The sequence below is a fragment of the Asticcacaulis excentricus genome, from assembly GCF_003966695.1.
Classification (GTDB): Bacteria; Pseudomonadota; Alphaproteobacteria; order Caulobacterales; family Caulobacteraceae; genus Asticcacaulis; species Asticcacaulis excentricus_A.
Genome location: NZ_AP018828.1, coordinates 80,303 through 104,502, shown reverse-complemented (window position 1 = coordinate 104,502; position 24,200 = coordinate 80,303). Strand labels below are relative to the sequence as shown.

The 24,200-nt window shown below is 62.7% G+C and carries 20 protein-coding genes; 7 read left to right on the top strand and 13 right to left on the bottom strand.

Annotated features, from left to right (window positions below; all coding sequences use genetic code 11):
* Positions 1-77: 77 nt before the first annotated feature.
* Positions 78-686 carry a LacI family DNA-binding transcriptional regulator gene (locus EM6_RS11560; protein ID WP_232037156.1) on the bottom strand — a complete coding sequence of 203 codons (609 nt, stop codon included), beginning with the start codon at positions 684-686 and terminating at the stop codon, positions 78-80.
* A 40-nt stretch (positions 687-726) separates the two neighbouring features.
* On the bottom strand, positions 727-1,488 hold the full coding sequence (kduD, locus tag EM6_RS11555; RefSeq protein WP_126423181.1) for a 2-dehydro-3-deoxy-D-gluconate 5-dehydrogenase KduD: 762 nt from the start codon (positions 1,486-1,488) through the stop codon (positions 727-729).
* 141 nt (positions 1,489-1,629) lie between these two features.
* On the opposite strand from kduD, the gene lldD reads away from it, so the two are divergent.
* From lldD to EM6_RS11540, 3 genes are all read left to right on the top strand, one after another.
* Positions 1,630-2,769, top strand: coding sequence for an FMN-dependent L-lactate dehydrogenase LldD (gene lldD, locus EM6_RS11550; protein WP_126423179.1), 1,140 nt, complete (start codon positions 1,630-1,632; stop codon positions 2,767-2,769).
* Between the two features lie 158 nt (positions 2,770-2,927).
* Positions 2,928-3,185: a type II toxin-antitoxin system ParD family antitoxin gene (locus tag EM6_RS11545; RefSeq protein ID WP_126423177.1), complete on the top strand. Its 258-nt coding sequence runs from the start codon at positions 2,928-2,930 to the stop codon at positions 3,183-3,185.
* On the top strand, positions 3,182-3,475 hold the full coding sequence (locus EM6_RS11540; protein WP_126423174.1) for a type II toxin-antitoxin system RelE/ParE family toxin: 294 nt from the start codon (positions 3,182-3,184) through the stop codon (positions 3,473-3,475). Before EM6_RS11545 ends, EM6_RS11540 begins: the two co-directional genes overlap by 4 nt.
* Here EM6_RS11540 and pstB read toward each other — a convergent pair.
* From pstB to EM6_RS11510, 6 genes are all read right to left on the bottom strand, one after another.
* Positions 3,472-4,272: a phosphate ABC transporter ATP-binding protein PstB gene (gene pstB / locus EM6_RS11535; protein WP_126423172.1), complete on the bottom strand. Its 801-nt coding sequence runs from the start codon at positions 4,270-4,272 to the stop codon at positions 3,472-3,474. The genes EM6_RS11540 and pstB overlap by 4 nt on opposite strands.
* A 9-nt stretch (positions 4,273-4,281) precedes the next feature.
* Entirely contained in the window at positions 4,282-5,121 is an 840-nt protein-coding gene (pstA, locus tag EM6_RS11530; RefSeq protein ID WP_126423170.1) for a phosphate ABC transporter permease PstA, read from the bottom strand.
* A gap of 13 nt (positions 5,122-5,134) precedes the next feature.
* Positions 5,135-6,064 carry a phosphate ABC transporter permease subunit PstC gene (gene pstC, locus EM6_RS11525; protein WP_126423168.1) on the bottom strand — a complete coding sequence of 310 codons (930 nt, stop codon included), beginning with the start codon at positions 6,062-6,064 and terminating at the stop codon, positions 5,135-5,137.
* A gap of 16 nt (positions 6,065-6,080) precedes the next feature.
* A complete protein-coding gene (pstS, locus tag EM6_RS11520) occupies positions 6,081-7,160 on the bottom strand; it encodes a phosphate ABC transporter substrate-binding protein PstS (protein WP_420000744.1) in 1,080 nt (359 codons plus the stop codon).
* A gap of 229 nt (positions 7,161-7,389) precedes the next feature.
* Complete coding sequence (locus EM6_RS11515; RefSeq protein ID WP_172961247.1) at positions 7,390-9,018, bottom strand: methyl-accepting chemotaxis protein; 1,629 nt, start codon at positions 9,016-9,018, stop codon at positions 7,390-7,392.
* A gap of 154 nt (positions 9,019-9,172) precedes the next feature.
* Complete coding sequence (locus EM6_RS11510) at positions 9,173-9,808, bottom strand: TetR/AcrR family transcriptional regulator (RefSeq protein ID WP_172961246.1); 636 nt, start codon at positions 9,806-9,808, stop codon at positions 9,173-9,175.
* Between the two features lie 250 nt (positions 9,809-10,058).
* On the opposite strand from EM6_RS11510, the gene EM6_RS11505 reads away from it, so the two are divergent.
* The 4 genes from EM6_RS11505 to EM6_RS11490 all read left to right on the top strand — a co-directional run bounded on the left by EM6_RS11505 (position 10,059) and on the right by EM6_RS11490 (position 16,658).
* Positions 10,059-11,255: an efflux RND transporter periplasmic adaptor subunit gene (locus tag EM6_RS11505; RefSeq protein ID WP_126423162.1), complete on the top strand. Its 1,197-nt coding sequence runs from the start codon at positions 10,059-10,061 to the stop codon at positions 11,253-11,255.
* A 119-nt stretch (positions 11,256-11,374) separates the two neighbouring features.
* Positions 11,375-14,551 carry an efflux RND transporter permease subunit gene (locus EM6_RS11500; protein WP_126423160.1) on the top strand — a complete coding sequence of 1,059 codons (3,177 nt, stop codon included), beginning with the start codon at positions 11,375-11,377 and terminating at the stop codon, positions 14,549-14,551.
* Positions 14,551-15,921 (top strand): efflux transporter outer membrane subunit, encoded by a 1,371-nt coding sequence (locus EM6_RS11495; RefSeq protein WP_126423158.1) that lies wholly within the window; start codon positions 14,551-14,553, stop codon positions 15,919-15,921. Before EM6_RS11500 ends, EM6_RS11495 begins: the two co-directional genes overlap by 1 nt.
* 71 nt (positions 15,922-15,992) lie before the next feature.
* Positions 15,993-16,658, top strand: a complete 666-nt coding sequence (locus EM6_RS11490) for a DUF6445 family protein (RefSeq protein WP_126423157.1) — start codon at positions 15,993-15,995, stop codon at positions 16,656-16,658.
* 77 nt (positions 16,659-16,735) lie between these two features.
* Here the strand turns inward: EM6_RS11490 and EM6_RS11485 are convergent, their stop codons facing one another.
* The 5 genes from EM6_RS11485 to EM6_RS11465 all read right to left on the bottom strand — a co-directional run bounded on the left by EM6_RS11485 (position 16,736) and on the right by EM6_RS11465 (position 23,887).
* A complete protein-coding gene (locus tag EM6_RS11485; protein WP_126422843.1) occupies positions 16,736-18,094 on the bottom strand; it encodes an IS5 family transposase in 1,359 nt (452 codons plus the stop codon).
* 263 nt (positions 18,095-18,357) lie between these two features.
* Positions 18,358-19,350, bottom strand: coding sequence for a cupin-like domain-containing protein (locus tag EM6_RS11480; protein ID WP_126423155.1), 993 nt, complete (start codon positions 19,348-19,350; stop codon positions 18,358-18,360).
* Positions 19,347-20,873, bottom strand: coding sequence for a tryptophan halogenase family protein (locus EM6_RS11475; protein WP_172961245.1), 1,527 nt, complete (start codon positions 20,871-20,873; stop codon positions 19,347-19,349). The genes EM6_RS11480 and EM6_RS11475 overlap by 4 nt, the downstream gene beginning before the upstream one ends.
* Positions 20,874-20,883: 10 nt before the next feature.
* Positions 20,884-22,377: a tryptophan 7-halogenase gene (locus EM6_RS11470; RefSeq protein ID WP_126423153.1), complete on the bottom strand. Its 1,494-nt coding sequence runs from the start codon at positions 22,375-22,377 to the stop codon at positions 20,884-20,886.
* A complete protein-coding gene (locus EM6_RS11465; RefSeq protein ID WP_126423151.1) occupies positions 22,370-23,887 on the bottom strand; it encodes a tryptophan halogenase family protein in 1,518 nt (505 codons plus the stop codon). Before EM6_RS11465 ends, EM6_RS11470 begins: the two co-directional genes overlap by 8 nt.
* Positions 23,888-24,200 lie beyond the last annotated feature (313 nt).

The following is a 24,200-nucleotide window of genomic DNA, read 5'->3' as shown; positions in this document are numbered from 1 at the left end:
CCTCCGGATCACTCCGGAGGGCTTTGTTCTTATCTTGAAGGGTCACTGAACCCCCGACGGTATCGGGGGAACGGAGACTATTTTACGGCCTTGGCTTTTTCGTCTTCGCTGAGGCGCTGGAACAGCAGATCGACCATCTCCTCGGCGTTTTCATCCGTGGCGGTCGAGGCTTCGACGCCGCAGTAGTTTTGGTCCGGCAAGCGGCCCCAGACGACCAGCGGCGCGTAGTAGCGGGCGAGGTCGCTAAGCGCCTCGTGCTGATCCTTAGCGGCGGTGTCGGGCAGGACCAGCATGCCGTCAAAGCGCTGCGAGCGGACAAGGTCCTTCAACGCGCCCTGACGCTTGGCCGGGGTCTTGAGCACCAGCAGCTCATAGCCGCGTTTGAAGACGGCCTGGGTGAGGGCGCCCATCATGCTCAAGAGGTGCGGGTCGCGCAGCTTGCGGTCACCGTCGTCGGGAAGGACGAGGCCGATGGTGCGGGTGCGCTTCAGACGGAGGTTACGGGCGGCCTGATTGACGACGTAGCCATGTTCCTCGGCAATCGCCGCGATCTTGTCACGCAGCGGCTTGGGGATCAGGGGGCTTCCGGCCAGGGCCCGCGAAACGGTGGACACTGAAACGCCGGCCATGCGGGCGATATCGGCCATCTTGAGCGGCGCGGTGGTCGAAAGAGTCTCTGTGGTCATTGTCTCCTCAAGGGGTTCGGATGGGGCCGGAGCAGACGCATTAGCGCGCCAGCCAGCCCCCATCGACGGGGATAATAACTCCGTTTACGTAATTTGACACGCTAGAGGCCAAAAAAACCGTCGCGCCGCCCAAATCTTCTGGTGTGCCCCAGCGTGCGGCGGGAATCCGGTCGAGAATCGCCTTCGCGCGTTCGGGGTCGCTTTGCAGCCCTTCGGTCAGTTCGGTGGCCATATAGCCCGGCGCGATGGCGTTGACATTGATGCCTTTGGACGCCCATTCGTTGGCCAGAAGCCGCGTAATGCCCGCCACGCCCGACTTCGACGCCGTGTAGGAGGGGACGCGGATGCCGCCCTGAAACGACAGGAGCGACGCCGTGTTGATGATCTTGCCGTGGCCCTGCGCGATCATGTGACGGCCGGCGGCCTGACACATGAAGAACAGGGTCTTCAGATTGAGGTTCATCACCGCGTCCCAGTCTTCCTCGGTGAATTCCGTGACGTCGCCCCGGCGGATCGACCCGGCATTGTTGACGAGGATGTCGAGCCCGCCCATGACGCTCAAAGTTTCGGCGACAATGTCCTCTATGGGCGAAATGGAGGTAAGATCGGCGCGGATGAAATGGAACCGGCGCCCCAGAGCCGCAACCTTTTCGGCGGTGGTGTCCGCCCCCGATGAGCCCACGGCGCAGATATCGGCCCCGGTTTCGGCCAGAGCCAGCGCCATGCCCTGACCCAGCCCGCGATTGGCTCCGGTGATCAGCACGGTTTTTCCGGAGAGGTCGAACATCGAGGCAGCGGGCATGGCATTTCCTGAATAAAACGGGAGGTGATTAATTTTGATCTATGATGATTGAACGGGATTGTCCACGCATTGTCATCGGGCTTGGCCCCATGCTAGAGCATCGTCCGTGCTTTTCCAATTCTTTGAATCGCTGGGTTTGCCATGATCATCTCCGCCTCGACCGATTACCGCGAAGCCGCCCGGCGTCGGCTGCCGCCCTTCCTGTTTCACTATATCGACGGCGGGGCCTATGCCGAGCGCACACTGGCGCGCAATGTGTCGGACCTTGGCGACGTGGCGCTGCGCCAGCGGGTTTTGAAGGACGTGTCGTCGCTCAGTCTGGAGACGGAACTGCTGGGCGAGAAGCTGTCCATGCCCATAGCTCTGGCCCCCGTCGGCCTGACCGGCATGTATGCCCGTCGCGGCGAGGTGCAGGCGGCGCGCGCGGCGCAAAAGGCCGGCATCAACCTGACGCTTTCGACCGTCAGCGTCTGCCCCATCGAGGAGGTGCAGGGCAAGTGCGACAAGCCGATCTGGTTTCAGCTCTATGTGCTGAAAGATCGCGGCTTCATGAAGAACGCGCTGGAACGCGCCTGGGCGGCCGGTATCCGCACGCTGGTCTTTACCGTCGATATGCCGGTGCCGGGGGCGCGCTACCGCGACGCCCATTCGGGCATGAGTGGGCCGCACGCCGAGATCCGCCGCCTGTGGCAGGCGGTGACGCACCCGCACTGGGCCTTTGATGTCGGCCTGATGGGGACGCCGCACGATCTGGGCAATGTCTCGAAATATCTGGGCAAGGCCACGGGTCTGGCCGACTATATCGGCTGGCTGGGGGCCAATTTCGACCCGTCGATCTCATGGAAGGATCTGGAATGGATCCGAGACTTCTGGAAGGGGCCGATGGTCATCAAGGGCATACTCGATCCGGAAGACGCCAAGGACGCGGTGAGCTTCGGTGCCGACGGCATTGTGGTGTCCAATCACGGCGGGCGACAGCTTGATGGCGTCCTGTCATCAGCCCGCGCCCTCCCGGCCATTGCCGAGGCCGTGAAGGGCGACCTGACCATTCTGGCCGATTCCGGTATCCGCACGGGCCTTGATGTGGTGCGTATGATCGCGCTGGGGGCCGACGGTGTGCTGCTGGGGCGGGCCTTTATCTACGCGCTGGCCGCCGGGGGGGAGGCGGGGGTCTCCAACCTGCTCAGTCTGTTCGAGAAGGAAATGCGCGTCGCCATGGCGCTCACCGGCGTCAAGTCGATCCGCGAGATCGGCCCGCAGTGTCTGGTGCCGGGGGCGTGATTGTCAAAGATTGACAATTTTGGGGGCGGGCGTATCTTTTAGAGCGAAATGACTTCAAGCGGAAACGCCATTTCGCTCTAAATTTTTGTTTTGTCGCGATGTTTTTGCGGAAAACCGCTCACACTTTTCCGCACATCGCTCTAGTCAGGAGATACGCCATGACCCTGAATGTAAACCTGACGCCGCGTCTCGAAGATATGGTGCGTGAGAAGGTCGCGGGCGGCCTGTACAATAATGCCAGCGAAGTAATCCGCGATGCGCTGCGCCTGATGGAAGCCAATGACCGGTTTCAGGCGGCCAAACTTGAGGCGTTGCGCGAGGCGATCCGTGAAGGCATCGACAGCGGTTCCGCAGGAGAACTGGATATTGAAGCCATCAAGGCCAAAGGTCGCGCCAGACTCAATGCGGCGGAATGACCCGGATTTTAAAGACGGCAAGGGCGAAAGACGATCTCGAAGCCCTGTGGCTTTATATCGCCAAAGATCGTCCTGACGCCGCGGATAAGATGTTGGATCGTATTGCCGAAACGCTGAGAAAGTTGTCTTTGCATCCCGACATGGGGCGACCCCGACCGGAACTCTACGCTGGGTTGCGCAGCTTTCCGATCCGGCCCTATGTGCTTTATTATCGTCCTGTAGAGCAGGGTATCGAAGTGGTGCGGGTATTGAATGCCGCTCGCGATATGCCCGCCGCCTTTGAAGCTTAACCGAAGCGGCCGCCGATATAGTCGGAGGTGCGCTCGACCTTCGGCTTGACGAACAGTTCTTCGGTTGGGCCGTATTCGACCATCTTGCCCAGATACATGAAGCCCGTGTAGTCCGACAGGCGCGCCGCCTGTTGCAGGTTATGGGTCACGATGATGATGGTCAGGTCGCGCTTCAGCTCTTCGAGCGTGTCTTCCAGCTTGGCCGTCGAGATGGGGTCGAGCGCCGAGGCCGGTTCGTCGAGCAGCAGGATTTCCGGCTCAACCGCGATGCCGCGGGCGACGCACAGGCGCTGCTGCTGACCGCCCGAAAGCGACAGGCCGGACTTGGTGAGCTTGTCCTTCACCTCGTCCCACAGGGCGGCGCGGCGCAGGGCCTTTTCGACCACCTCGTCCATCTGCGACTTCGACTTCTTGTGGTACAGCTTCACGCCGAAGGCCACATTGTCGTAGATCGACATGGGGAAGGGGGTCGGCTTCTGGAACACCATGCCGACGCGGGCGCGTAAGCTGGTCACATCGACCTTGGGGCCCAGAATATTCTCGCCATCGACCAGAATCTCGCCTTCGGCGCGCTGACCCGGATAGAGGTCATAGATGCGGTTCATGGTGCGCAGCAGGGTGGACTTGCCGCAGCCCGACGGACCGATCAGGGCGGTGATGCCATTGCGCTTGACCGGCATGGAGACGCCGAACAGCGACTGATGCGTGCCGTAGTAGAAGTTGAGGTTCCGCGTTTCCAGCACAAGCTGATCGGCCGGGGGCGGGGTGATGACGCTTTGGAAATCGGTGTCGGACATGACGAGGCCTTACTTGTGATCTTTGTCGCGGGCGAGCCAGCGCCCCAGAATGTTGACGCCCAGAACCGCCAGCGTAATCAACAGCGCCCCGGCCCAGGCGAGGGTGTTCCACGTCTCGTAGGGGCTCATGGCGAAGGGATAGATGGCGCCCGGCAGGCTGGCGAAGGGCTTCGACATGTCGAAGCTCAGGAACTGGTTGTTGAGAGCGGTAAACAGCAGCGGCGCGGTTTCACCCGAAATACGGGCAAAGCCCAAGAGACCGCCGGTCAGCATACCGGCCCCGGCCGCCTTCCAGATGATGCTGCGCACCGTAACCCACTGAGAGGCCCCCAGCGCCATGCCGGCTTCACGCAGGGCATTGGGTTGAAGGTTCAGGATGTCTTCGGTGGTGCGCGTCACGATGGGGGTAGCGATGATACCGAGTGCGATCGCCCCGGCCCAACCGGAGAAGCCGCCCATGGGCACAACGACCCACCAATAGACGAACAGGCCGATCAGGATGGACGGGGCCGACAGCAGCACGTCATTGAGGAAGCGCACGACGTGGCCATAGGGGGTGTTGCCACCGATTTCGGCCAGCCACGTCCCGGCCAGCACGCCGATGACCACGGCGATCATCATGGCGACGCCGCACATCAGGATCGAGCCGATGATGGCGTTGCGCAGGCCGCCCGGCGAGTCGGGGGCCGGGGTGTCGGCGGTGAACAGCATCAGGTCCACCCCGCCGACGCCCTTGGTCAGCAGCGAGAACATGATCAGGGCCAGCGCAGCGAGCGCGACCAGCGCGGCCCCGGTGCAGATAATGACGAAGGCCTGATTGGCGATTTTGCGGCGAAGGGCGCGATCCATGCTCTTGCCTCCCTTAGTAACGCTGCGAGGACAGGAGCGCCCTGGCGATGGCCAGAACGGTGAAGGTAATCAGGAACAGCACCAGACCCAGCGCGATCAGCGAGGCGAGGTGGACGCCGGAGGCTTCGTTGAACTCATTGGCGATGGTCGAGGCGAGCGTCGAGCCCGAAGCGAACAGCGAGTCCGGGAAGCGGTGCGAATTGCCGATGATGAAGGTGACGGCCATGGTCTCACCCAGGGCGCGGCCAAAGCCCAGCATAACTACGCCGATCATGCCCTTCTTGACGTAGGGGATCAGGACCGAGCCCACCACTTCGTAGGAGGTGCAGCCGAGGCCGAAGGCGGCTTCGCGCACCTGCGGCGGGATCGAGCGGAACAGTTCACGGAAGACCGCCGACATATAGGGCAGGATCATGATAGCGAGCACGATGGAGGCCGTGAAGATATTGGCGCCGTTGGGCACCCCGGCCAGCAGCTTGCCCCAGAAGCTTTCGGGGTCGAGGCTGGTCAGGATGGGCAGTTGCACCGTGCGCGCAAACCACGGTGCGAAGACGAACAGGCCCCACATGCCATAGACGATGGAGGGGATACCGGCCAGAAGCTCAATGGCGGTTGAAACCGGCTGAGCGATCTGCTTGGGGCAGTACTGCGTCAGGAAGACCGAGACGCAGACGGCGATGGGCAGGGCGATGGTCAGAGACAGCACCGCGGTGATCAGCGTGCCGACGATGGGACCGGCGGCCCCATAGACTTCGGTGACCGGGTTCCAGGTGCTGGAGGTCAGGAAGCCGAAGCCGAACTTGGAGATGGCGGGCCAGCCGCCGATCATCAGGGCGACGATCAGGCCGCCCAGAGTAAGCAGCAGGGTCGTCGCCGCCGCGAAGGCGAGGCCGCGGAAGATCGGGTCAACGGGGTCTGGGTGGCGGGCGCTCTGAAGAGACATCGGGGTTTCCATAAGCTTACTGAGCGGAGGCGGCAGACGCCGCCACGGCGGGCGCGGGGGTGGCCGGGGCATAGACCGGCTTACCGTCCGGACCTGTGATCTGCGACCACTGGGCGCGCATCATCTGCTTCACCTCAGGGGGCAGGGGGACGTAGTGCATTTTTGTCGCCAGCGCGTCGCCATTGGTATAGGCCCAGTCGAAGAAGGTGAGGGCGGCGCGGCCGCTGGCCGGCTTGTCCTGCGTCTTGTGCATGACGATGAAGACGGTGCCGGTGATCGGCCACGCCTGAGCCCCCGGCTGATCGAGCAGCAGAAGCTGGTTGCCCGGCGCGTTGGCCCAGTCCGCCCCGGCAGCCGCCGCGGCAAAGGCTTCGATGGACGGGGCGATCATGTGGCCGTCGTGATTGCGCATATTGGCGACAGCGGTGCCGGTGCGCGCGGCGACGGCGAATTCGACATAGCCGATAGCGCCGAGCGTTTGCTTGACGAAGGCAGAGACGCCCTCATTGCCCTTGCCCCCAAGGCCCGCGGGCCATTCCAGCGCGTCGGCGGCTCCGACCTCTTCCTTCCAGGTCGGGCTGACCTTGGCCAGATAGTTGGAGAAGAGGAAGGTGGTGCCCGACCCGTCAGCGCGGTGGATAACCGTGATGGGCAGGTGCGGCAGCTTCAGGCCCGGATTAAGGGCTCGGATGGCCGGGTCGTCCCAGCGCTTGACCTTGCCCATATAGATATCGGCCAGCAGCGGGCCGGTCAGGTTCATCTGACCGCTCTTGACGTCGGGCAGGTTGACGATGGGGACGATGCCACCCATGACGATGGGGAATTGCAACAGGCCGGTTTCGTCGAGGTCAGCGGGCTTTACCGGCTTGTCCGTGGCGCCGAAATCGACCGTCTTGACCTTGATCTGACGCACGCCGCCGCCGGAGCCGATCGACTGATAATTCAGACGGACGCCGGTGGTGTCCTTATAGGTTTCGGCCCATTTGGCCCCCAGCGGCGCGAAAAAGGTCGAACCCGCGCCGGTGATGTCGCCCGCCGCCGGCGCGTCCTTGCCTTCGGCCGTCGCAGCACCCTTATCCGAGCACGCGGTCAGCATCAGCAGCGCGCCAAGCGCCAGGGCGAAGGGTTTGAACATCTACTCGTCTCCGATGATCCGACGAACACGTTTCCGATGGGAAGCCCGTATCCGAATCCAACCACCGGTAAAGCACCGCTGCGTTAAACAAATATGACGCAAGGGTAAACGGCAGGCGGTGCTGTGAAGCTGAGGGGGCATTACAACAGTTTTGTGACAGTTGTGTGAAGCCTGCCGACCATTGATTTCCCTAAGCCGCCCGCACCGCGCGCAGGAAGGCGTCCACCGCCCCGTTAAGGCGTGCGGTTTCTTCGGCCAGATGCGCCGATTCCTCGCTCACGCAGGCGGCGGTCTGATCGGTTTCATCGGCCGAACGGTGCACCTGTTGCAGGGTGCGCCCCACCGCCTGTGCGTCGGCGGCGGTCTGTTCGATGGTTTCGCCGATGCGGGCGGTCAGGCCCGTTTGCGCCTCGACGGCCTGAGCGACGTCCTGAGCCGTGCGCCCCATGTCTTCGATGATGCTGCGGATGGCCCCGACGCTGTCCACGGTCTCACGAGTCGCCGACTGGATATCCTGAATCTGGGTGGTGATGCGGCGGGTGGCTTCGGCGACGCGGCCGGAGAGGGTCTTGACCTCTGAGGCGACGACGGCAAAGCCCTTGCCGGCGTCTCCGGCGCGCGCCGACTCTATGGTGGCATTGAGCGCCAGCAGATTGATCTGGGACGCCACGTCGTCGATCAGGCCGATAATGTCGGTGATCTGCGCCGACCGGGCTGACAGGGAGTCGAGCTTGGCCGCCGCGTCGGCGGAGCGGTGCGCCGCTTCGTGGGCGATGGCGTCTGAGCGGGCGCTGCGCTCGGCGATATCGCGTATGGCGAGGCTGAGGGCCTGCGCGGCTTCGGAGACGTGCCGGGCGCGCTCTTGCGTATTGCGCGTCGCCGTGGCGGCGGTTTCGACGCCTTCGCGGGTGCGGATGGCGATTTCCGAGACATCGGCGGCGCGTTCGTGCAGGCCGCCGACTGACTGCTTCACCTGGTCGAGAATGCGGCAGGCGGTCTGTTCAAAGGCGGTAGCGGCCTCCGACATGGCGGCGCGGCGGCTGGCTTCGGCCTGAAGCGCCGCGTGCTCGGTACGCAGGCGGTCGTGCTCCATGGCCTGCAATTGCTGCGAGCGGGCGGCGTTTTCCTGACGCACGCGCTCGGCGGCGTGGCGATGGCGTCCAACGATCAGCCCGGCGGCAATGGCCGCCAGCGCCGCCACGCCCAGACCGGTCAGCAGCGCGTTGCGGATGCCCTCCAGCCGTTTCAGATAGGCGTCCACGCGGATATCGACGCCGACCAGACCGACAAAGCGGCCCTTGTCCACCAGCGGCGCATAGCCCGACAGGAAGGTGCCCCATTTGTCCGTGTAGGTTTCCGACTCGACCTGCGGGGCCTGAGTGGCAAAGGCCTTTTCGAGGGTCGATGTGCTGTCTTCATAGACTTCCATTACGCCCGTCGGCAGGACGGTTTCGCCCGGTTTGGGGATGGAGGCGTCCATGATGAAGCGGGTCTTACCGTCCACCCGGACCATGGTGTAGATGTAGGCGAGGTCCGGATTGCCGCGCAGCAGGGCGAAATAGGGGGCGCGCACATGCTCGTAATCGGCATTGCCCTGATCTTCCGGGCGGGTGATGCGGGCGTGGGCGGTGGTGTCGGTCAGTTGTGCCGCGCTGACGGCGACGCGCATCAGATTGGTGCGCACCTCGTTTTTCAGCGCTGACGAAGCCGTGAGATAGACCGCCAGACCGGTGACGGCAGCGGCGGCAAACAGGGCCCCTCCGGCGATCAGCCCGTCGCGCCAGCCCACGCCTAACCGGATGCCCAAACGCTCAAGCATAGTCGCCCCCACCTGTTGCCGGCACATGTCTGAGCCGACTCGTTTTCTGAACTGAACGTCCAGTAACGCTTCGTTTTTTAATGGAGGGTTAACCGTGGGGGCGGCGGCGGATAAAAGCTGTTTATGGTGCTATCTTGCCGCGCCCTGAGCCAACCTATTTCAGGATAAACAGCACCTTCATCACCGCGCGCAAATCGTTGGCCAGCGCCTCACGGTCGATGTCGGGATGGGTGATGGCGCGGATCATCATGCCGTCGAACAACATGCTGATGATTTCGCCGCGCGCGTCCAGACGCCGCCGGTCACACCCCGGATTGAGGCGCTCACAGAGGCTGCGGCCCAGTTCGCGTTCCTGCATGTCGGCGGACTGCACGATGGCCGCGACGCGCGGATTGCGTGCGGCTTCGGCCAGCACTTCGAGGGCCAGCGCGCTCTTGTCGGGGCCGTACTTGTGGTCCAGCGCGAAGTCGATGGTGTTGAGGAGGGTGTCCAGCAACTGATCGTCCGGCGTCTGGTCCCATTCGGCGAATTTGGCGCGCATTTCTGCCAGATCATTGGCGACGATGGCTTCAATAATAGCTTCTTTATTCGCAAAGTAGCGATAGATAACGCCGACACTCATCTTCGCTTCGGCGGCAATGTCGGACATGGAGGCGCCATGAAAACCGGAGCGTCTGACGCAGCGCAAGGTGGCGTCCAGAATCTGCTGGCGTCGCTCCTCGCGGCTTTGACGCGCACGGGGCAGGGTAGGGGAATCGGCAAGTGCGGACTTCAAAGCTGTACTGGTCATCCGAGGTGGCAAACCCTTCGTGGATAAGGGGTTAACATTTTTAATATTATCTCTGCGCTTGACATACACCAAAAAGCCGCGTAATGCCAGAAAAAATGAGAATGATCGTTCACTCTCATTTCGTGCTGACACTTTCTTGCACATCCGTGCGACAGGTGTAGGGCTTGTTTTGCGTTGCACACTTTGATCTGCGCCAACGTATAGGGCGGCATTTACAAGTGACTGACATTTCGTTCCGGAGAGAACCCGCATGAGATCGCAATTTCCCCTTATGAAATCCGCAGCGGTGGTGCTGGCGCTTGGCCTCACCCTCACGGCCTGCGGCAAGAAGGAAGGCGGCCCCGGTGCGGGCGGCATGGGCATGGGCGGGCCGACCGAGGTCGGGATCGTCGTCGTGGCGTCTGAGTCGGTCAATCTGACGACCGAACTGTCAGGCCGCACCTCGGCCTACCTTCTGTCGGAAGTGCGTCCGCAGGTCAGCGGCATCGTCAAGGCGCGACTGTTCACCGAAGGCAGCTACGTCAAGGCGGGTCAGCCGCTGTATCAGATCGACGCCGCGCCGTTCCAGGCCTCCTACGCTCAGGCGCAGGCCACTGTGGCTCAGGCCGAAGCCAATCTGACGGCGGCACGGCTGAAGGCTGAACGCTATGCCGAACTGGTCAAGATCAACGCCGTCTCGAAGCAGGATAATGACGACGCGCAGGCGCAGTACGCTCAGGCCAAGGCGACCGTCGCCGCCGGTCAGGCCGCGCTGCAAACCGCGGGCATTAATGTCGGCTGGACCAAGGTCGTGGCCCCGATTTCTGGCCGTATCGGCAAGTCGAACGTCACACCGGGCGCTCTGGTCACGGCGGCGCAGGCCACCGAGCTGACGCGCATCCAGAATATCGACAATGTTTATCTCGACATCAATCAATCGGTCACCGAGCTGATGGCGCTGAGGCGTGCGGCGGCGGCGGGTCAGATCGGTGAGGCCGCCACGGCCGATGTCGAAATGGTCCTCGAAGATGGCACGGTCTATCCCATCAAGGGCAAGCTGCAATTTTCGGACGTCAGCGTCGATGAATCGACCGGTACGGTGACGCTGCGCGCCCTGTTCCCCAACCCCAACGGCGTCCTGCTGCCGGGCATGTATGCCAAGGCGCGCATCGTGTCGGGCGTGGTCGGCAACGGCATTCTGGTGCCGCAGCCGGCGGTGACGCGCGATCCGAAGGGCAATGCCACGGTCATGGTGGTGTCGAAGGACAGCAAGGCCGAGATGCGCCCGATCAAGGTGGCGCAGACGGTCGGTGACAAGTGGCTGGTGACCGAAGGTCTGCAAGCCGGTGACAAGGTGATAGTGGAGGGTCTTCAGAAGATCCGTCCCGAAGCCCCGGTCAAACCCGTCAGTGTCGGTGCGGCCAAGGAAGCTCCGGCTGCCGCGGCGCCTGCGCAAAAAGCCAAGTAAATCAAGCGTTTTAAATAAATGACTGACGACGCGACGCCCGAAGTGTGTCCGTCGTCAGCCCCAGACCTCTATCTGCCAGACCTCCATCTGACTGCATCCGTTCCTGCAAAGGCACCGTCATGATCTCGCGTTTCTTTATCCATAGACCGATCTTCGCCTGGGTGGTGGCCATCGTCATCATGATGGCGGGCCTTCTGTCCATCGCCAACCTGCCGATCGCCCAGTATCCGCAGATCGCCCTGCCGCAGGTGTCGGTCAGTGCTTATTATCCCGGTGCTTCGGCCAAGACCGTTGAAGACTCGGTCACCCAAATTGTCGAGCAGCAGATGAAGGGCATTGACGGCCTTTTGTACATGAATTCGACCTCGGATTCGAGCGGTGCGGCCTCGATCACCCTGACCTTCAAGGCGGGGACCGATCCGGACATCGCGCAGGTTCAGGTGCAGAACAAGCTGCAATCGGCCACGCCGCTCCTGCCGCAGGAGGTGCAGCAGCAGGGCCTGACCGTGGCCAAGGCGACCTCCAGCTTCCTGATGGTGGTGGGCCTCTATTCCGAAGACCCCAATGTCTCAGGCCACGACCTCGGCGACTACATGTCCTCGACCCTGGTCGATCAGCTCAGCCGCGTCGATGGCGTCGGCACCATCCAGAACTTCGGGGCTCAGTACGCCATGCGTATCTGGCTCGATCCGGCCAAGCTGACCAGCTACAGCCTGACGCCGACCGACGTGATGAATGCCATCCGCGCCCAGAACACGCAGGTCTCGGCCGGGCAACTGGGTGGTCTGCCCGCCGTCAAGGGCACGGTGCTCAACGCCACGATTACGGCGCAGTCGCGCCTGACCCGCATCGAGCAGTTCCGCAACATCATCCTCAAGAACACCTCTGGCGGCGCCGTGGTGAAGCTGGAGGACGTGGCGCGTGTCGAACTGGGGGCTCAGCAATATACGGGTACAGTGAAGTTCAATGGCCGTGAAGCGACCGGGGTCGCCATCAGCCTGGCCACCGGATCCAATGCGCTCAACACCGCCAATGCGGTGAAGGCCAAGATGGCCGAGCTGGAAAAGAACTTCCCCAAGGGCTACCACTACGTGGTGCCGTTCGACACGACGCCGTTTATCGAGCTCTCGATCCATGAGGTCGTGAAGACCCTGATCGAAGCCGTGGTGCTCGTCTTTGTCGTCATGTTCCTCTTCCTGCAAAACTGGCGCGCCACCATCATCCCGACCATCGCCGTGCCGGTGGTGTTGCTGGGGACGTTTGGTGTGCTGGCCGCCTTTGGCTATTCGATCAATACCCTGACCCTGTTCGGGCTGGTGCTGGCCATCGGTCTGCTGGTCGATGACGCCATCGTCGTCGTCGAAAACGTCGAACGTGTCATGCATGAAGACAAGCTGCCGCCCATGGCCGCGACTATCAAGTCGATGGAGGAAATCACCGGGGCGCTGATCGGCATTGCGCTGGTCCTGTCGGCGGTGTTCATCCCTATGGCCTTCTTTGGCGGGTCGCAGGGCGTCATCTATCGCCAGTTCTCGATCACCATTGTTTCGGCCATGGTCCTGTCGGTGGTGGTGGCCCTGATCCTGACGCCCGCCCTGTGCGCCACGCTTCTTAAGGCCTCTGATGCCGAGCATCAGGACAAGAAAGGCTTTTTCGGCTGGTTCAACCGCAATTTCGACCGCATGGCCAATGGCTACCGCAACACAGTGGGCAAGATTCTGGGGCAGGGCGGTCGCTATATGATCGTCTTCGCGGTGATCGTCGGCCTGATGGCCTTCCTGTTCACCCGCATCCCGACCTCCTTCCTGCCGGAAGAAGACCAGGGGATCATGTTCTCGCTGGTGCAACTGCCGCCGGGGGCCACGGATGAGCGTACCGGTCAGGTCATGGATCAGGTCGGCGCGCACTTTGCCAAGGACCCGGCCGTGGAATCGAACTTTACGGTCAGCGGCTTCTCCTTCGCCGGCGTGGGGCAAAATGCTGGTATGGCCTTCGTCCGCCTCAAACCCTTTGAGGAGCGCAAGTCGCCGGACCTGAAAGCCCCCGCTGTCGCCGGGCGCGCCATGGGTGCCTTCAGCCAGTTCCGTGACGCCATGGCCTTTGCCATCGTGCCGCCGGCGGTGTCTGAACTCGGCAACTCATCAGGCTTCAACCTCCAACTGAAAGATGTCGGGGGTCTGGGTCACGAAGCCCTGCTCAATGCCCGTAATCAGGTGCTGGGTATGGCGGCGCAGAACCCGTCGCTGATGGCCGTGCGTCCCAACGGCATGGAAGACACGCCGGAACTGAAACTCGACATCGATCAGGTCGCCGCCGGTTCTATGGGCGTCAGCCTCAGCGACGTCAATGCCACGCTCTCGACCGCCATGGGCGGGGCCTATGTCAACGACTTTATTGACCGCAACCGCGTGAAGAAGGTCTATGTGCAGGCCGATGCGCCCTTCCGCATGAAGCCGGAAGACCTGAACCAGTGGTATGTCCGCAATGATCAGGGTCAGATGGTGCCTTTGTCGGCCTTTACGACCGCGCACTGGGCCTATGGTTCGCCGCGACTGGAACGCTATAACGGCGCGCCGTCGATGAATATTCAGGGTATGGCCGCGCCGGGCAAGTCGTCGGGTCAGGCCATGGCCGAGATGGAGAAGATCATCGCGCAACTGCCCCCCGGCATCAGCTACGAATGGACCGGCCTGTCGCTTCAGGAGAAGCAGTCCGGGGCCGAAGCGCCGATGCTCTACGCCCTGTCGATCTTCGTCGTCTTCATCCTGCTGGCCGCCCTCTATGAGAGCTGGTCGATCCCGGTGGCCATCGTTATGGTCATTCCGCTGGGCGTGCTGGGGGCGCTGCTTGCCACCCTGCTGCGCGGCCTGTCGAACGACATCTATCTGCAGGTGGCCTTGCTGACCATCATCGGCCTGTCGGCGAAGAACGCCATCCTCATCGTGGAGTTTGCCAAGCACAACCACGAAAACGGCATGAATCTGATCGACGCCACGCTTCAGGCTGCCCGCGTCCGCCTGCGCCCGATCATCATGACGTCGATGGCCTTCACCTTCGGTATCCTGCCGCTGTTCTTCGCCGATGGCGCGGGGTCGGGCAGCCAGAACGCCATCGGTACGGGTCTGGTCGGGGGTATCCTGTCGGCCACCTTCCTGGCGGTGTTCTTTATCCCGCTTTTCTTTGTCATCATTGAAAAGATGTTCAAGGCGGACGAAAAGCACCTTAAGACTCTGGCGGCGGAGCGTGAAGCTCTGGCGGCTCTGGAACAGTCACGTCACAACCGTGAGGACCACTAATGACACGCTCTCTTAAACTCGGTCTGATGCTCCCGGCCACGGCTCTGGTCCTCAGCGCCTGTACGCTGGCCCCGAAATATGAGCGCGGCACCCTGCCGGTGGCCGATCAGTTCCCGACGCCCGCCACGGCGCAGGGAGAGTCGGCGGAAACCCTGCCGTGGCAGAAGGTCTTCCTTGACCCGCGCCTGCAAAGCGTCATCTACGAGGCGCTGGTCAATAACCGCGACCTGCGCATCGCGACGCTGAACGCCGAGCGCGTGCGCGCCCAGTACAGCGTGCAGCGCGCCAGCCTGTTCCCCGCCGTCAATGGCACGGTCAGTGGCCGCCGCGCCGATACCGGCACAGGTACGGACACCGAGTCCTACAGCGCCGACATCGGGGCCTCGTGGGAGCTGGACCTGTTCGGGCGCGTGCGCTCTTTGAGTAATGCCGCGCTCAACACCTATTTCGCCTCGGCCGAAAACCAGAAGGCGGCCAAGGTGTCGCTGATCTCGTCTGTGGCCACGGCGTGGCTGACTCTGGGCGCCGATCAGGAGCAGTTGCGCCTGTCGCGTGAGACCCTGCGTCTGCGCGAAGAGAGCCTGTCCCTGACGCAAAAGCGCTTTGACCTTGGGGCCACCGACGCGCTGGGCCTGCGTCAGGAGCAGACCCTGACCGAACAGGCGCGCGCCGATGTGGCGCAACTGGAAGCGCTGGTGCAGCAGGACAAGAACGCCCTGCGCCTGCTGGTTGGCGTTGAGGTCGAAGCCGCCAACCTGCCGAATTCACTGCCGGAAAACGCCGTGCTGAGCGACCTGCCGGTCGGCCTGCCGTCGGACGTGCTGCTGAAGCGTCCGGATGTAGTGGCCGCCGAATTTGATCTCAAATCGGCCAATGCCAATATCGGGGCGGCCCGCGCCGCCTTCTTTCCGCGCATCTCGCTGACCGGTGCGGTGGGCAAGGCCTCTACGGACCTCAATAACCTGTTTGACGGGGCCGATACCTGGAGCTTTGCGCCGTCGATCTCGGTGCCGATCTTTGCCGGCGGGGCCAATATCGCCGGGCTGGAAAGCTCGAAAAAGGCGCGGGATATTGCGCTGGCGACCTACGAAAAGTCGATCCAGACGGCGTTCCGCGACGTGGCCGACGCCTTGGCTGTGCGCTCGACCATCGACACGCGCCTGACCGCCCAGACCCGCGTGGTCGAAGCCGCCAGCGAGACCGAAGCCCTGTCGCGCGCCCGCTTCGATCGTGGTGTGGACTCGCGCCTGACCCTAACCGACGCCCAGCGCACCCTCTACGGCGCGCAGCAGGGCCTGATCACCACGCGCCTGACCCGCGCTCTGAACCTGACGCGGCTTTACGCGGCCACGGGCGGCGGCCTGCAATAGATTTATCGCGACGCTTTGCGCTTTGACCGCCTGAGGGAACCGGAATAACGTTCTCTCAGGCGGTTTTTTGTATGATCTCTCTCAATCCCCACCTTACCTTGACGGTTCAGTCTCTGGGCCATGAGGCGCAGCCCCTGATCATCGTCGATGAGGTGCTCAGCGATCCGCAGGCCCTGATTGCCGAAGCCGACGCGGCGGCCTTTCGCACGCCTGCGCCCGGATCGCGATATCCCGGCCTCAATGCCCCCTTGCCACAGACCTATAAGACGGTGGTGGCGACGGAGCTTCTGCCGCGCCTGTTGCCGCATTTTGGTGTGACGCCACAGCCCTTGCCGCTGTTTGGCTTTTTTGGCGTGGCCACCCAGGCCCCCGACGCCATGGACGTGCGGCAGGCCGCGCCGCATATCGACGCCTTCAGCCTCAACAGCTTTGCCAGCGTGCATTACCTTTTTGAGGGCGATCTGGGTGGTACGGCCTTTTTCCGCCATCGGGCCAGTGGGCACGAGCTGATCACCCCCAGTCGCAGCTATAGCTTTGAGCGCGCCAAACGGCTGGAACTGGATGGTTTTGACGGCAGCGGTGAAGCGGCACGGGCACAGTTTTTTGAGCCCATTGCCGCTATTGAACCGCGCTTCAACCGGCTGATCTTTTACCGGGCTGGACAAATCCACTATGGTCAGGTGCAGGCCAGCAACCCGCGTCGCCTGACGGCCAATCTGTTCTTTGGTATCCGATAGCTACTGTTTTGGGCTTTCTAGATCATTATGATTTCTGGTAGAAACATAATGATCTAGTCGTCCGTGAAGAACCGGATTTAGGCGGCGTGGAGGGTTGGTTTGCGCCTTAACGATGAGATGAGGGTTGGGAGTACGAAGGCGAACAAAAGCCTGATCCACTTGATGAGCAGGGTGAAGTTGTATCCGGCAGCGGCGAGGACGGCGTTGATGGCGTCGCCTCTGCGGTGTGCGAGGTAGTTTCGGCCCATGCGATGGCCGGCTTTGAGATGGCCGATGACGGGTTCGACCGCGGCCCGTCGTCGCAGGGCTTTTTTGATAGTGTCGGTGACGCCGCGTTTCTGACCACTGGTAAAGACCTTGAGGCGATGCTTGTAAGGAGCGTTGTGGCCCTTGTAGCCAGCGTCAGCGACGATGCGGTTCAGATTGACACCGATCTGGCTCTCGATCTCGGGCAGCACCTTCTCCAGGGTATGACCGTCATAGGGTGCGCCGGGCAAGGCCTTGATGTGGGCGACGAACTGGCCGCCTTTTGAGCGCTGGATGGGTGTTGCGACGCTGACCTTGACGCCGAACTCATAGGGCTTGTGCGCCTTGCCCTTGCCGATGCACTCGACTTCCGGAGCGTGCAGTGAATAGACTTTCTGACCCCGTTGGCGCGGGCGTTGATCGCGCACCCGGCTGGCCAGGGAGAGCGGCCAGGCGAAGGCCGCGTTCAGGGCTTCGTCCGTCCCGATCTTGCGGCGAATATCACGGATGACGCGGCCCAGTTGGGTGCGCAGGGTTCGCAAAGCCTTATTGGCGCGCTTGAACTGTTTGGCATGGGCGTAGCGCTGGTGCTTGATCAGGGCCAACTTGCCGACCCGCTCATAGGTTTGACGCAGGTTGACGCCCAGGGCCCTGGCCAGACGGACCAGACGTTCACGCGCCCGGTGCATAAGCCGCGCATCCGTCGGAAACATGACGTTCTTCGGCTGGACGGTCGTGTCGACTATCACCTGGCGGAAGTCTGCAGGCTTGGCGGCTCCGGTCCGAGTGGCCACAGCCAGGCTCTCCTGGACCAGAGCTGTCAGGGCATCCTCGCCCATGCGCTGGCGCCACCGCGTGATCGATGTGCGCTCAAACGGCAGGCGATGGCGGAAGAACTCCTCACCGCAGAAGTATTGATAATAAGGGTTTTCCAGCCAACGAGCGCATAGCGCCTCGTCCGACAGATCGTGTGCAGACTTAAGGATCGCCAGCCCCGCCATCAACCGCGTCGGCAACGGTGGGCGGCCCTTCCTGTCGGTGTAAGCCGCGCCCAGCTTCGTCTCCAGAAAGACCCAGTCGATCTTCTGCGCCAGCTTCACAAGAGGGTGGCCCAGATCGATAATCTGGTCCAGGCGTGATTGGAAGATGTCATTCTGCCCAGTTTCCCGACGCTCTTTTGGACGCACGATCAACGCTCCCACGGCTCACATATCAACCAGGGAATCACGCCAAAACTCGTTCGTCAATTGCAAGAAAACCTATCAAGACAGGTTCTTTTCTGGCAATTCCAAACCCTTCAAAAGTACAATTTATAACTATAAATCAATGAATTGGACGTTCTTCACAGACGACGATCTAGATTTTTTGCTTTTGTCCCTCGCCGGGCGGCGGCTTCGCCACCTTGGCCGCCGCCTCAATGGCGGCTTAAGCGTAATGATTCCAGTAGAAATCATTACGCTCTAAAAGCCGCCGCGATTTCGGCTTTAAGCGCCTTCAGCCGTTCGGGCGTCAGTTCGCCATAGGCCCCGCGCACCTGAGCCGGCAGGTGCGCCATGGCCGCCTCGCTGTCGCCAAAGATAAACAGCTCGAACATGTGACGCCAGACGGCCTTCTGTTCGTCCGGCAGGTCCCTCAGCGCCACCAGCGCCGCCTTGAAGGCCAGTCGGGGCAGGGGGCGGGCGGCGTCCGCGTCGTTCCACCAGTAATTGACGAGGGCATTGAAGGGGGCCAGCGACTGCACCTGATGCCACCAGCCATAGGGGATGTATAGCGCATCTCCGGGTTCCAGTTCAGCGACCTGCGCGCTGTCCAGTGCCGCCCGCAGCCGGGGCCAGCGCGCGAAATCCGGGTTGCGGATGTCGGGCAGGCTGAGCGGTGCGCCGCCGGGGGTAAAATCGTCCGGGCCGGGGTAGAGATTGGCCTGCTGATCCGGCGGGAACAGGGTGAAGCGGCGGCGTCCGGCCACGACGCAGGCGATATTGCGCATCAGGTCGTAATGGGTCTGGGTGGCCACATGGGTGCCCAGCCACAGGCGCGGCTGAACCTGTGGCGGCAGCAAGGGCATTGCGTGCGCCTCGGCAAAGCGCGGCAGGTAGGTTTCGGTGGGCAGGGACTGCACGTAATAGCCGCTGCCGTCGGTCGGCGGGGACAGCAGCCTTGGCCAGATGTCTTCGAGCCACTGCGGCGTGGTGCGGAAATTCACGCCGGTCAGGCTGGCGTCATAATGACAAAGCCCGTTCGCTTCGGGGGGCAGGATGGACAGCGGCACCTTCAGCCCGGCATCGAAATCGGCCAGCAGCGCCGTGACGGCCTGATCCGATTGCCGGGCGGCGGCCACGATGGGCCAGTCGGCCACCAGTTGCTTCAGGACGACCGGTTGCGCCGCCGCCTGCACGGTCGCAAAGGCCTCCGCCGTCACGGACTCTATCGCGCGGACGGGTGTCATCCGGCGCTGGCCATGCGCATCTTCAGGTCGGCGGAGGGCGCAAAGCGGCGCACATAGTCTTCGTGGCCGGGCAGGCTGTCGGCACGGCTTTCCAGCATCTTGCGCCAGCGGCTCATATGCAGACGCAGATCGGCGGCTTCGATCGTCTCCACGATCGGGTGACTGGTCTTGGGCAGCAAGCCCTGCCCCATCATGACCGCCAGCCAGCTCGTCTCGCGGAACAGCTCGGGTTCGCGGGCAATCAGCAGTGCGGTTTCGCGGAACATATCCAGCCGCTCTTTCAGGCTGTCGGGCATCTCCATGGCCTGCACCCAGCGCCAGAAGGGCGTGTCGTCGCGTTCGCTGATCTTGTAGTGGGCGATCAGGAAGTCCTTGATATTGTTGTAATCAAACAGGACGTCGCGATTATACTGCGCCACGACGGAAGGCACGATCCCTGTCTTGGGGAAGAAGGCCAAAAGGCGGGTAATGCCCGACTGCACCAGATGGATGGCCGTCGATTCCAGCGGCTCAAGGAAGCCAGAGGCCAGACCCAGGGCCACCACATTCTTGTCCCACACGCGCTTGCGGTGACCGGTGACGAATTTCAGCAGGCGCGGCTCGGCCAGAGGCGCGCCGTCGAGGCAACCGAGCAGTCGCGTTTTGGCGTCTTCGACGCTGAGGAACTGATCGGAGAAGACATAGCCATTGCCGGTGCGGTGTTGCAGCGGAATCCGCCACGTCCAGCCCGCTTCGCGCGCCGTGGCACGGGTATAGGGTGTGATGTCGGCGACGCGCTCACAGGGCACGGCCACGGCGCTGTTCATCGGCAGCCAGCGCGACCAGTCCTCATAGCCGCAGTTCAGAGTTCCTTCGATCAGCAGGCCACGGAAACCGGAGCAGTCGATAAACAGATCGCCTTCAAGGCGGCGGCCATCGGCGGTGACGACCGCCGTCACAAAGCCGCTTTCAGGGTGCTGTTCGACGCTGACGATGCGGCCTTCGTGGCGGGTGACGCCGCGCTCGGCGCTGTAATTGCGCAGGAATTTGGCATAAAGCACGGCGTCGAACTGAAACGCATAGTTCAGACCGGGCTTGTCGCCTTCGGCCGGCAGATACCCGAAGCGCCCCTTATAGGCGGCGACGGTTTCCAGATTGAACTGCGTATAGTCGTACTCACCGCCCCGGCGTCGCCAGTCGGCCAGCCAGTAGTGATGGAAGGGGAAGCTTTCGATTTCCCGCCCGCTGTGGCCAAAGGGGTGGAAATAGCTGTGCCCTTTGGCGCGCCAATCGACGAACTCGATCCCCAGCTTGTAGGTGGCGTTGGTTTCACGCACGAAGGTGGCTTCGTCGATCCCCAGCAGGTCATTGTATTTGAGGATGGGCGGGATGGTGGCTTCGCCCACACCGACAATGCCGATTTCCTCTGACTCGATCAGATGGATATCGAGCGACTCCCCCAGTGTTTTGGCCAAGGCAGCGGCGGCCATCCATCCGGCGCTGCCGCCCCCAACGATCACAATCTTCCTGATGGTCTGTTGCATCCGATAAACCCTATACAGTCGCTGCCCGTGATACGGCATCCGGGGTGGGCATGGCCTCGACCTGCTTGCGCACATAGCCGAGGGCCGTCTGAAAGTGGCGGATCAGTTCGGGTTCCGCAAGCTGATCGGCGCGCACATCATGGGTGGCGGGAAACAGCCCGTGGCCAAGGCCCGCGGCGATCCACCACGCCTCGTCGAAGGTTTCGTCATCGTACACCGGCAGGTGACCACAGGCGGCAAACACTTCGCGCTTATAGGCCAGTTCCGGCGGCAGGCTGACGCTGCGCAGATGGTCCCAGACCGGCTGATCGCGGCGTTTGTTGAGGCTGTAGAGCCAGATCTGCGCATCCCTCAGACGGTCGTAGGCCTGACCCACGGTGCGGTTATACACAGCGCTTTCCAGCCCGGATGTGTCCAGCGGGAACAGGGCCGTCAGGTGCGACAGACCGAGCAGCAGGGCGGGCATCCGCGCAGTGCCCAAAGGATCGAGCACGGCGGCGGCTTCGCCCAGCCCGATGACATTGCCCGACCAGGCCGGGCGACGGCCCGCTTCAAAGGGTGTCACTGTCGCCTGCGGATGCAGGCTCATCTTCACCACCATGGCCGCCGCTTCGAAAGCCTCATCGTCAGACAGCTCGTCGCGGATGTAGGCCTGTTGCACAGCGGTATAGTCGCGCAGCGGGAACAGTCCGGCCCAGCCTGAGCGGAAGGCGGTGATCTGCGCATAGGCCGGAAGCGGCGTCGCGGGGGCGGCATAGGTGGTCAGCAGGCGGTCAAAGGGTAGCCATTGCCGCCACGAGCTAAAGCCTGTCTCCGGCATCTGGCTGAGCAGACGTGCGTCGCTGCCTGTGGTGTCGATAAACAGATCGCCTTCTACTGTTTGCCCGTCGGACAGGACCACGGCGGTCATCTCAGGACCCTTCACGACGGGCGACACGTGCGCGGCGGGCAGGTGCCGCACCCCGCGCTTGATTGCCACCTGCCGCAGCATTTCGGCATAGGGGGCGGCGGGCAGGTGAAAGCCGCGATCGGCGTCGGCAAAGCCGCTGAGGTCGGCGTCGGGGGTCAGCAGACGCCCCTGCTTGGCACAGGCGGCATTGATGGCGAAATCCTCAAACGCCACGTTCATGCCGGAGGCGCGGGCCCGCAGCCACAGATGATGGAAGGGCACATTGTGCAGCGCCACGCCTGTGCTGGAATAACCGACAAAGACCGGCGGCGCGGTCTTGGCCCACCCAACATATTGCTGCCCCAGCGTAAAGGTCGCGCCCAGCGCCCGCATCAGCACCGCTTCCTCCAGCCCCAGACGGGCGTGGAAGCCGGCCTGACTGCCCAGTGTCGGCAGCACCTCGCCGGGGCGCAGCAGCGACGGCAGCTCGACAGCGGTAAAGCTCAGATCGCTGCGGGCAAAGGTGCGTTGCAATACTGCGGCGGTCAGCCACAGGGCCTCGTCACGGCCGACGATGACGACGGTGCGCACCGGTCTGACGGAGGTATCAGTCATGGGAAATCCCGCTGTTCGGATTGTAGCAATGGGCGGCCACAAACTCGGCGTGTGAGGGCAGAACGGCCAGATTGCTGTCGATCTTGCGTTTGAGGTCTTTCAGATAGCCCGTCAGGGCCTCTTCGCTTAGGCCATCGGCCTGCCGGTCGTAGGCTTGCGGCATGACGTCCTGCCCCATGAAGACGGCGATCCAGCTTGCCGGGGAAAACAGGCCATCCTTGTACTGCTGAACGTGGCCGCGGTGGCGGAACAGCGCCATCTTTTCCTTCAGGCTGTCCGGCACAGGCATAGAGCGCACATAGTCCCACAGGGGGCCCTGGCTCGCCGAATTGGCGTGGTAGTGCAGGATCAGGAAGTCGCGCACCCGCTCATATTCGATGTCGATCAGGCGGTTGAATTCGCGCGCCAGAGCCGGGTCAAAGCGCGTGTCCGGCATCAGGCGCATCAGGAAGGTCAGGGCGATCTGCGACAGGTAGATGCTGGTCGATTCCAGCGGCTCCAGAAAGCCGGAGGCCAGACCGAGGGCGATGACGTTTTTGTGCCACGACGCCGTGCGGCGGCCGGCCTGAAAGCGCAGCAGGCGCGGCTCGGCCTGAGCGGGGGCATCGAGCGCACCCAGCAGCACCTCACGCGCGCGGTCTTCGGTGGTGAAGCGGCTGGAAAACACATAGCCATTGCCGGTGCGATGCTGAAGCGGGATGCGCCACGTCCAGCCGGCTTCGCGGGCGGTGGCGCGCGTGTAGGGCGTCAGGTCGTCGGTACGTTCGCACGGCACGGCCAGCGCCCGGTCGCACGGCAGCCACGGCGTCCAATCTTCCCAGCCTAAATTCAGCGCCTGACCGGCGATGACGGCGCGAAAACCGGAGCAGTCGATGAACAACTCGCCTCCCACGCTTTCACCGCTGGCCAGGGTCAGGCGTTCGACAAAGCCGGTTTCGGCGTTCTGATCGACGCCGGTCACCTGTCCTTCGATGCGCTGCACGCCGCGCGCCTCGCACCACTGGCGCAGATAGCGGGCATAGAGGACCGCATCGAAATGGTAGGCATAGGCGTAGGCGGAACGGATCGACTTGGGGTCTTCCACCGGAAAATCGAAGCGGTTTTCGCGCGCCAGCCGTATGGGGAAGGCATAGTCCTCGATGGAACCGGGGTCCATGAAGGTGCGCGCCTTCAACCACAACTGATGGAAGGGGATGCCGCCGGCCGACTGACCGTGGACGCCAAAGGGGTGGTGATAGCTGCCCGACGTGCCCCAGCCGCGGAATTCGATCCCCAGCTTGAACGTAGCATTGGTCGCGCGCATGAACTCAGCCTCATCAAGGCCAAGCCAGGTGTTGAAATCGCGTACCTGCGGCAGGGTGGCTTCGCCCACGCCGACAATGCCGATCTCTTCGGACTCGATCAGGCGGATGGTGCAGGCATCGGGTGTGAAGGCGCGGCTCAGCACCGCCGCCGTCATCCAGCCGGACGTGCCGCCGCCCAGTATGGTGATGTTGCGAATGGGGGTCATCCCTGCTTCCCCTTTTGGCTTCTGATGAGTGGGGTCTTTTTAAGTGTCGCGATCTTAGAGGGTATTTTGAAAACTGTGAGGCCCCTTTTGGATAAAAAAGCGCGTCACTGTGTCTCATCCCCAGAAAAGCAATTGGCCCAAAAAGAATTGGCCCAGATAAAAACAGGACGCACCACGTGTGATGCGTCCCGTAAGGGTTTCCGTGAATGACGGAGGGAGAGGCGCGCAAAGGTCGTACCGCTGCGCGGGAAACGGGTTGTCCGGGAAAGAACGCCTCCCGGACAGCCTCATCCTACCGTTTGGAACGGTGTAC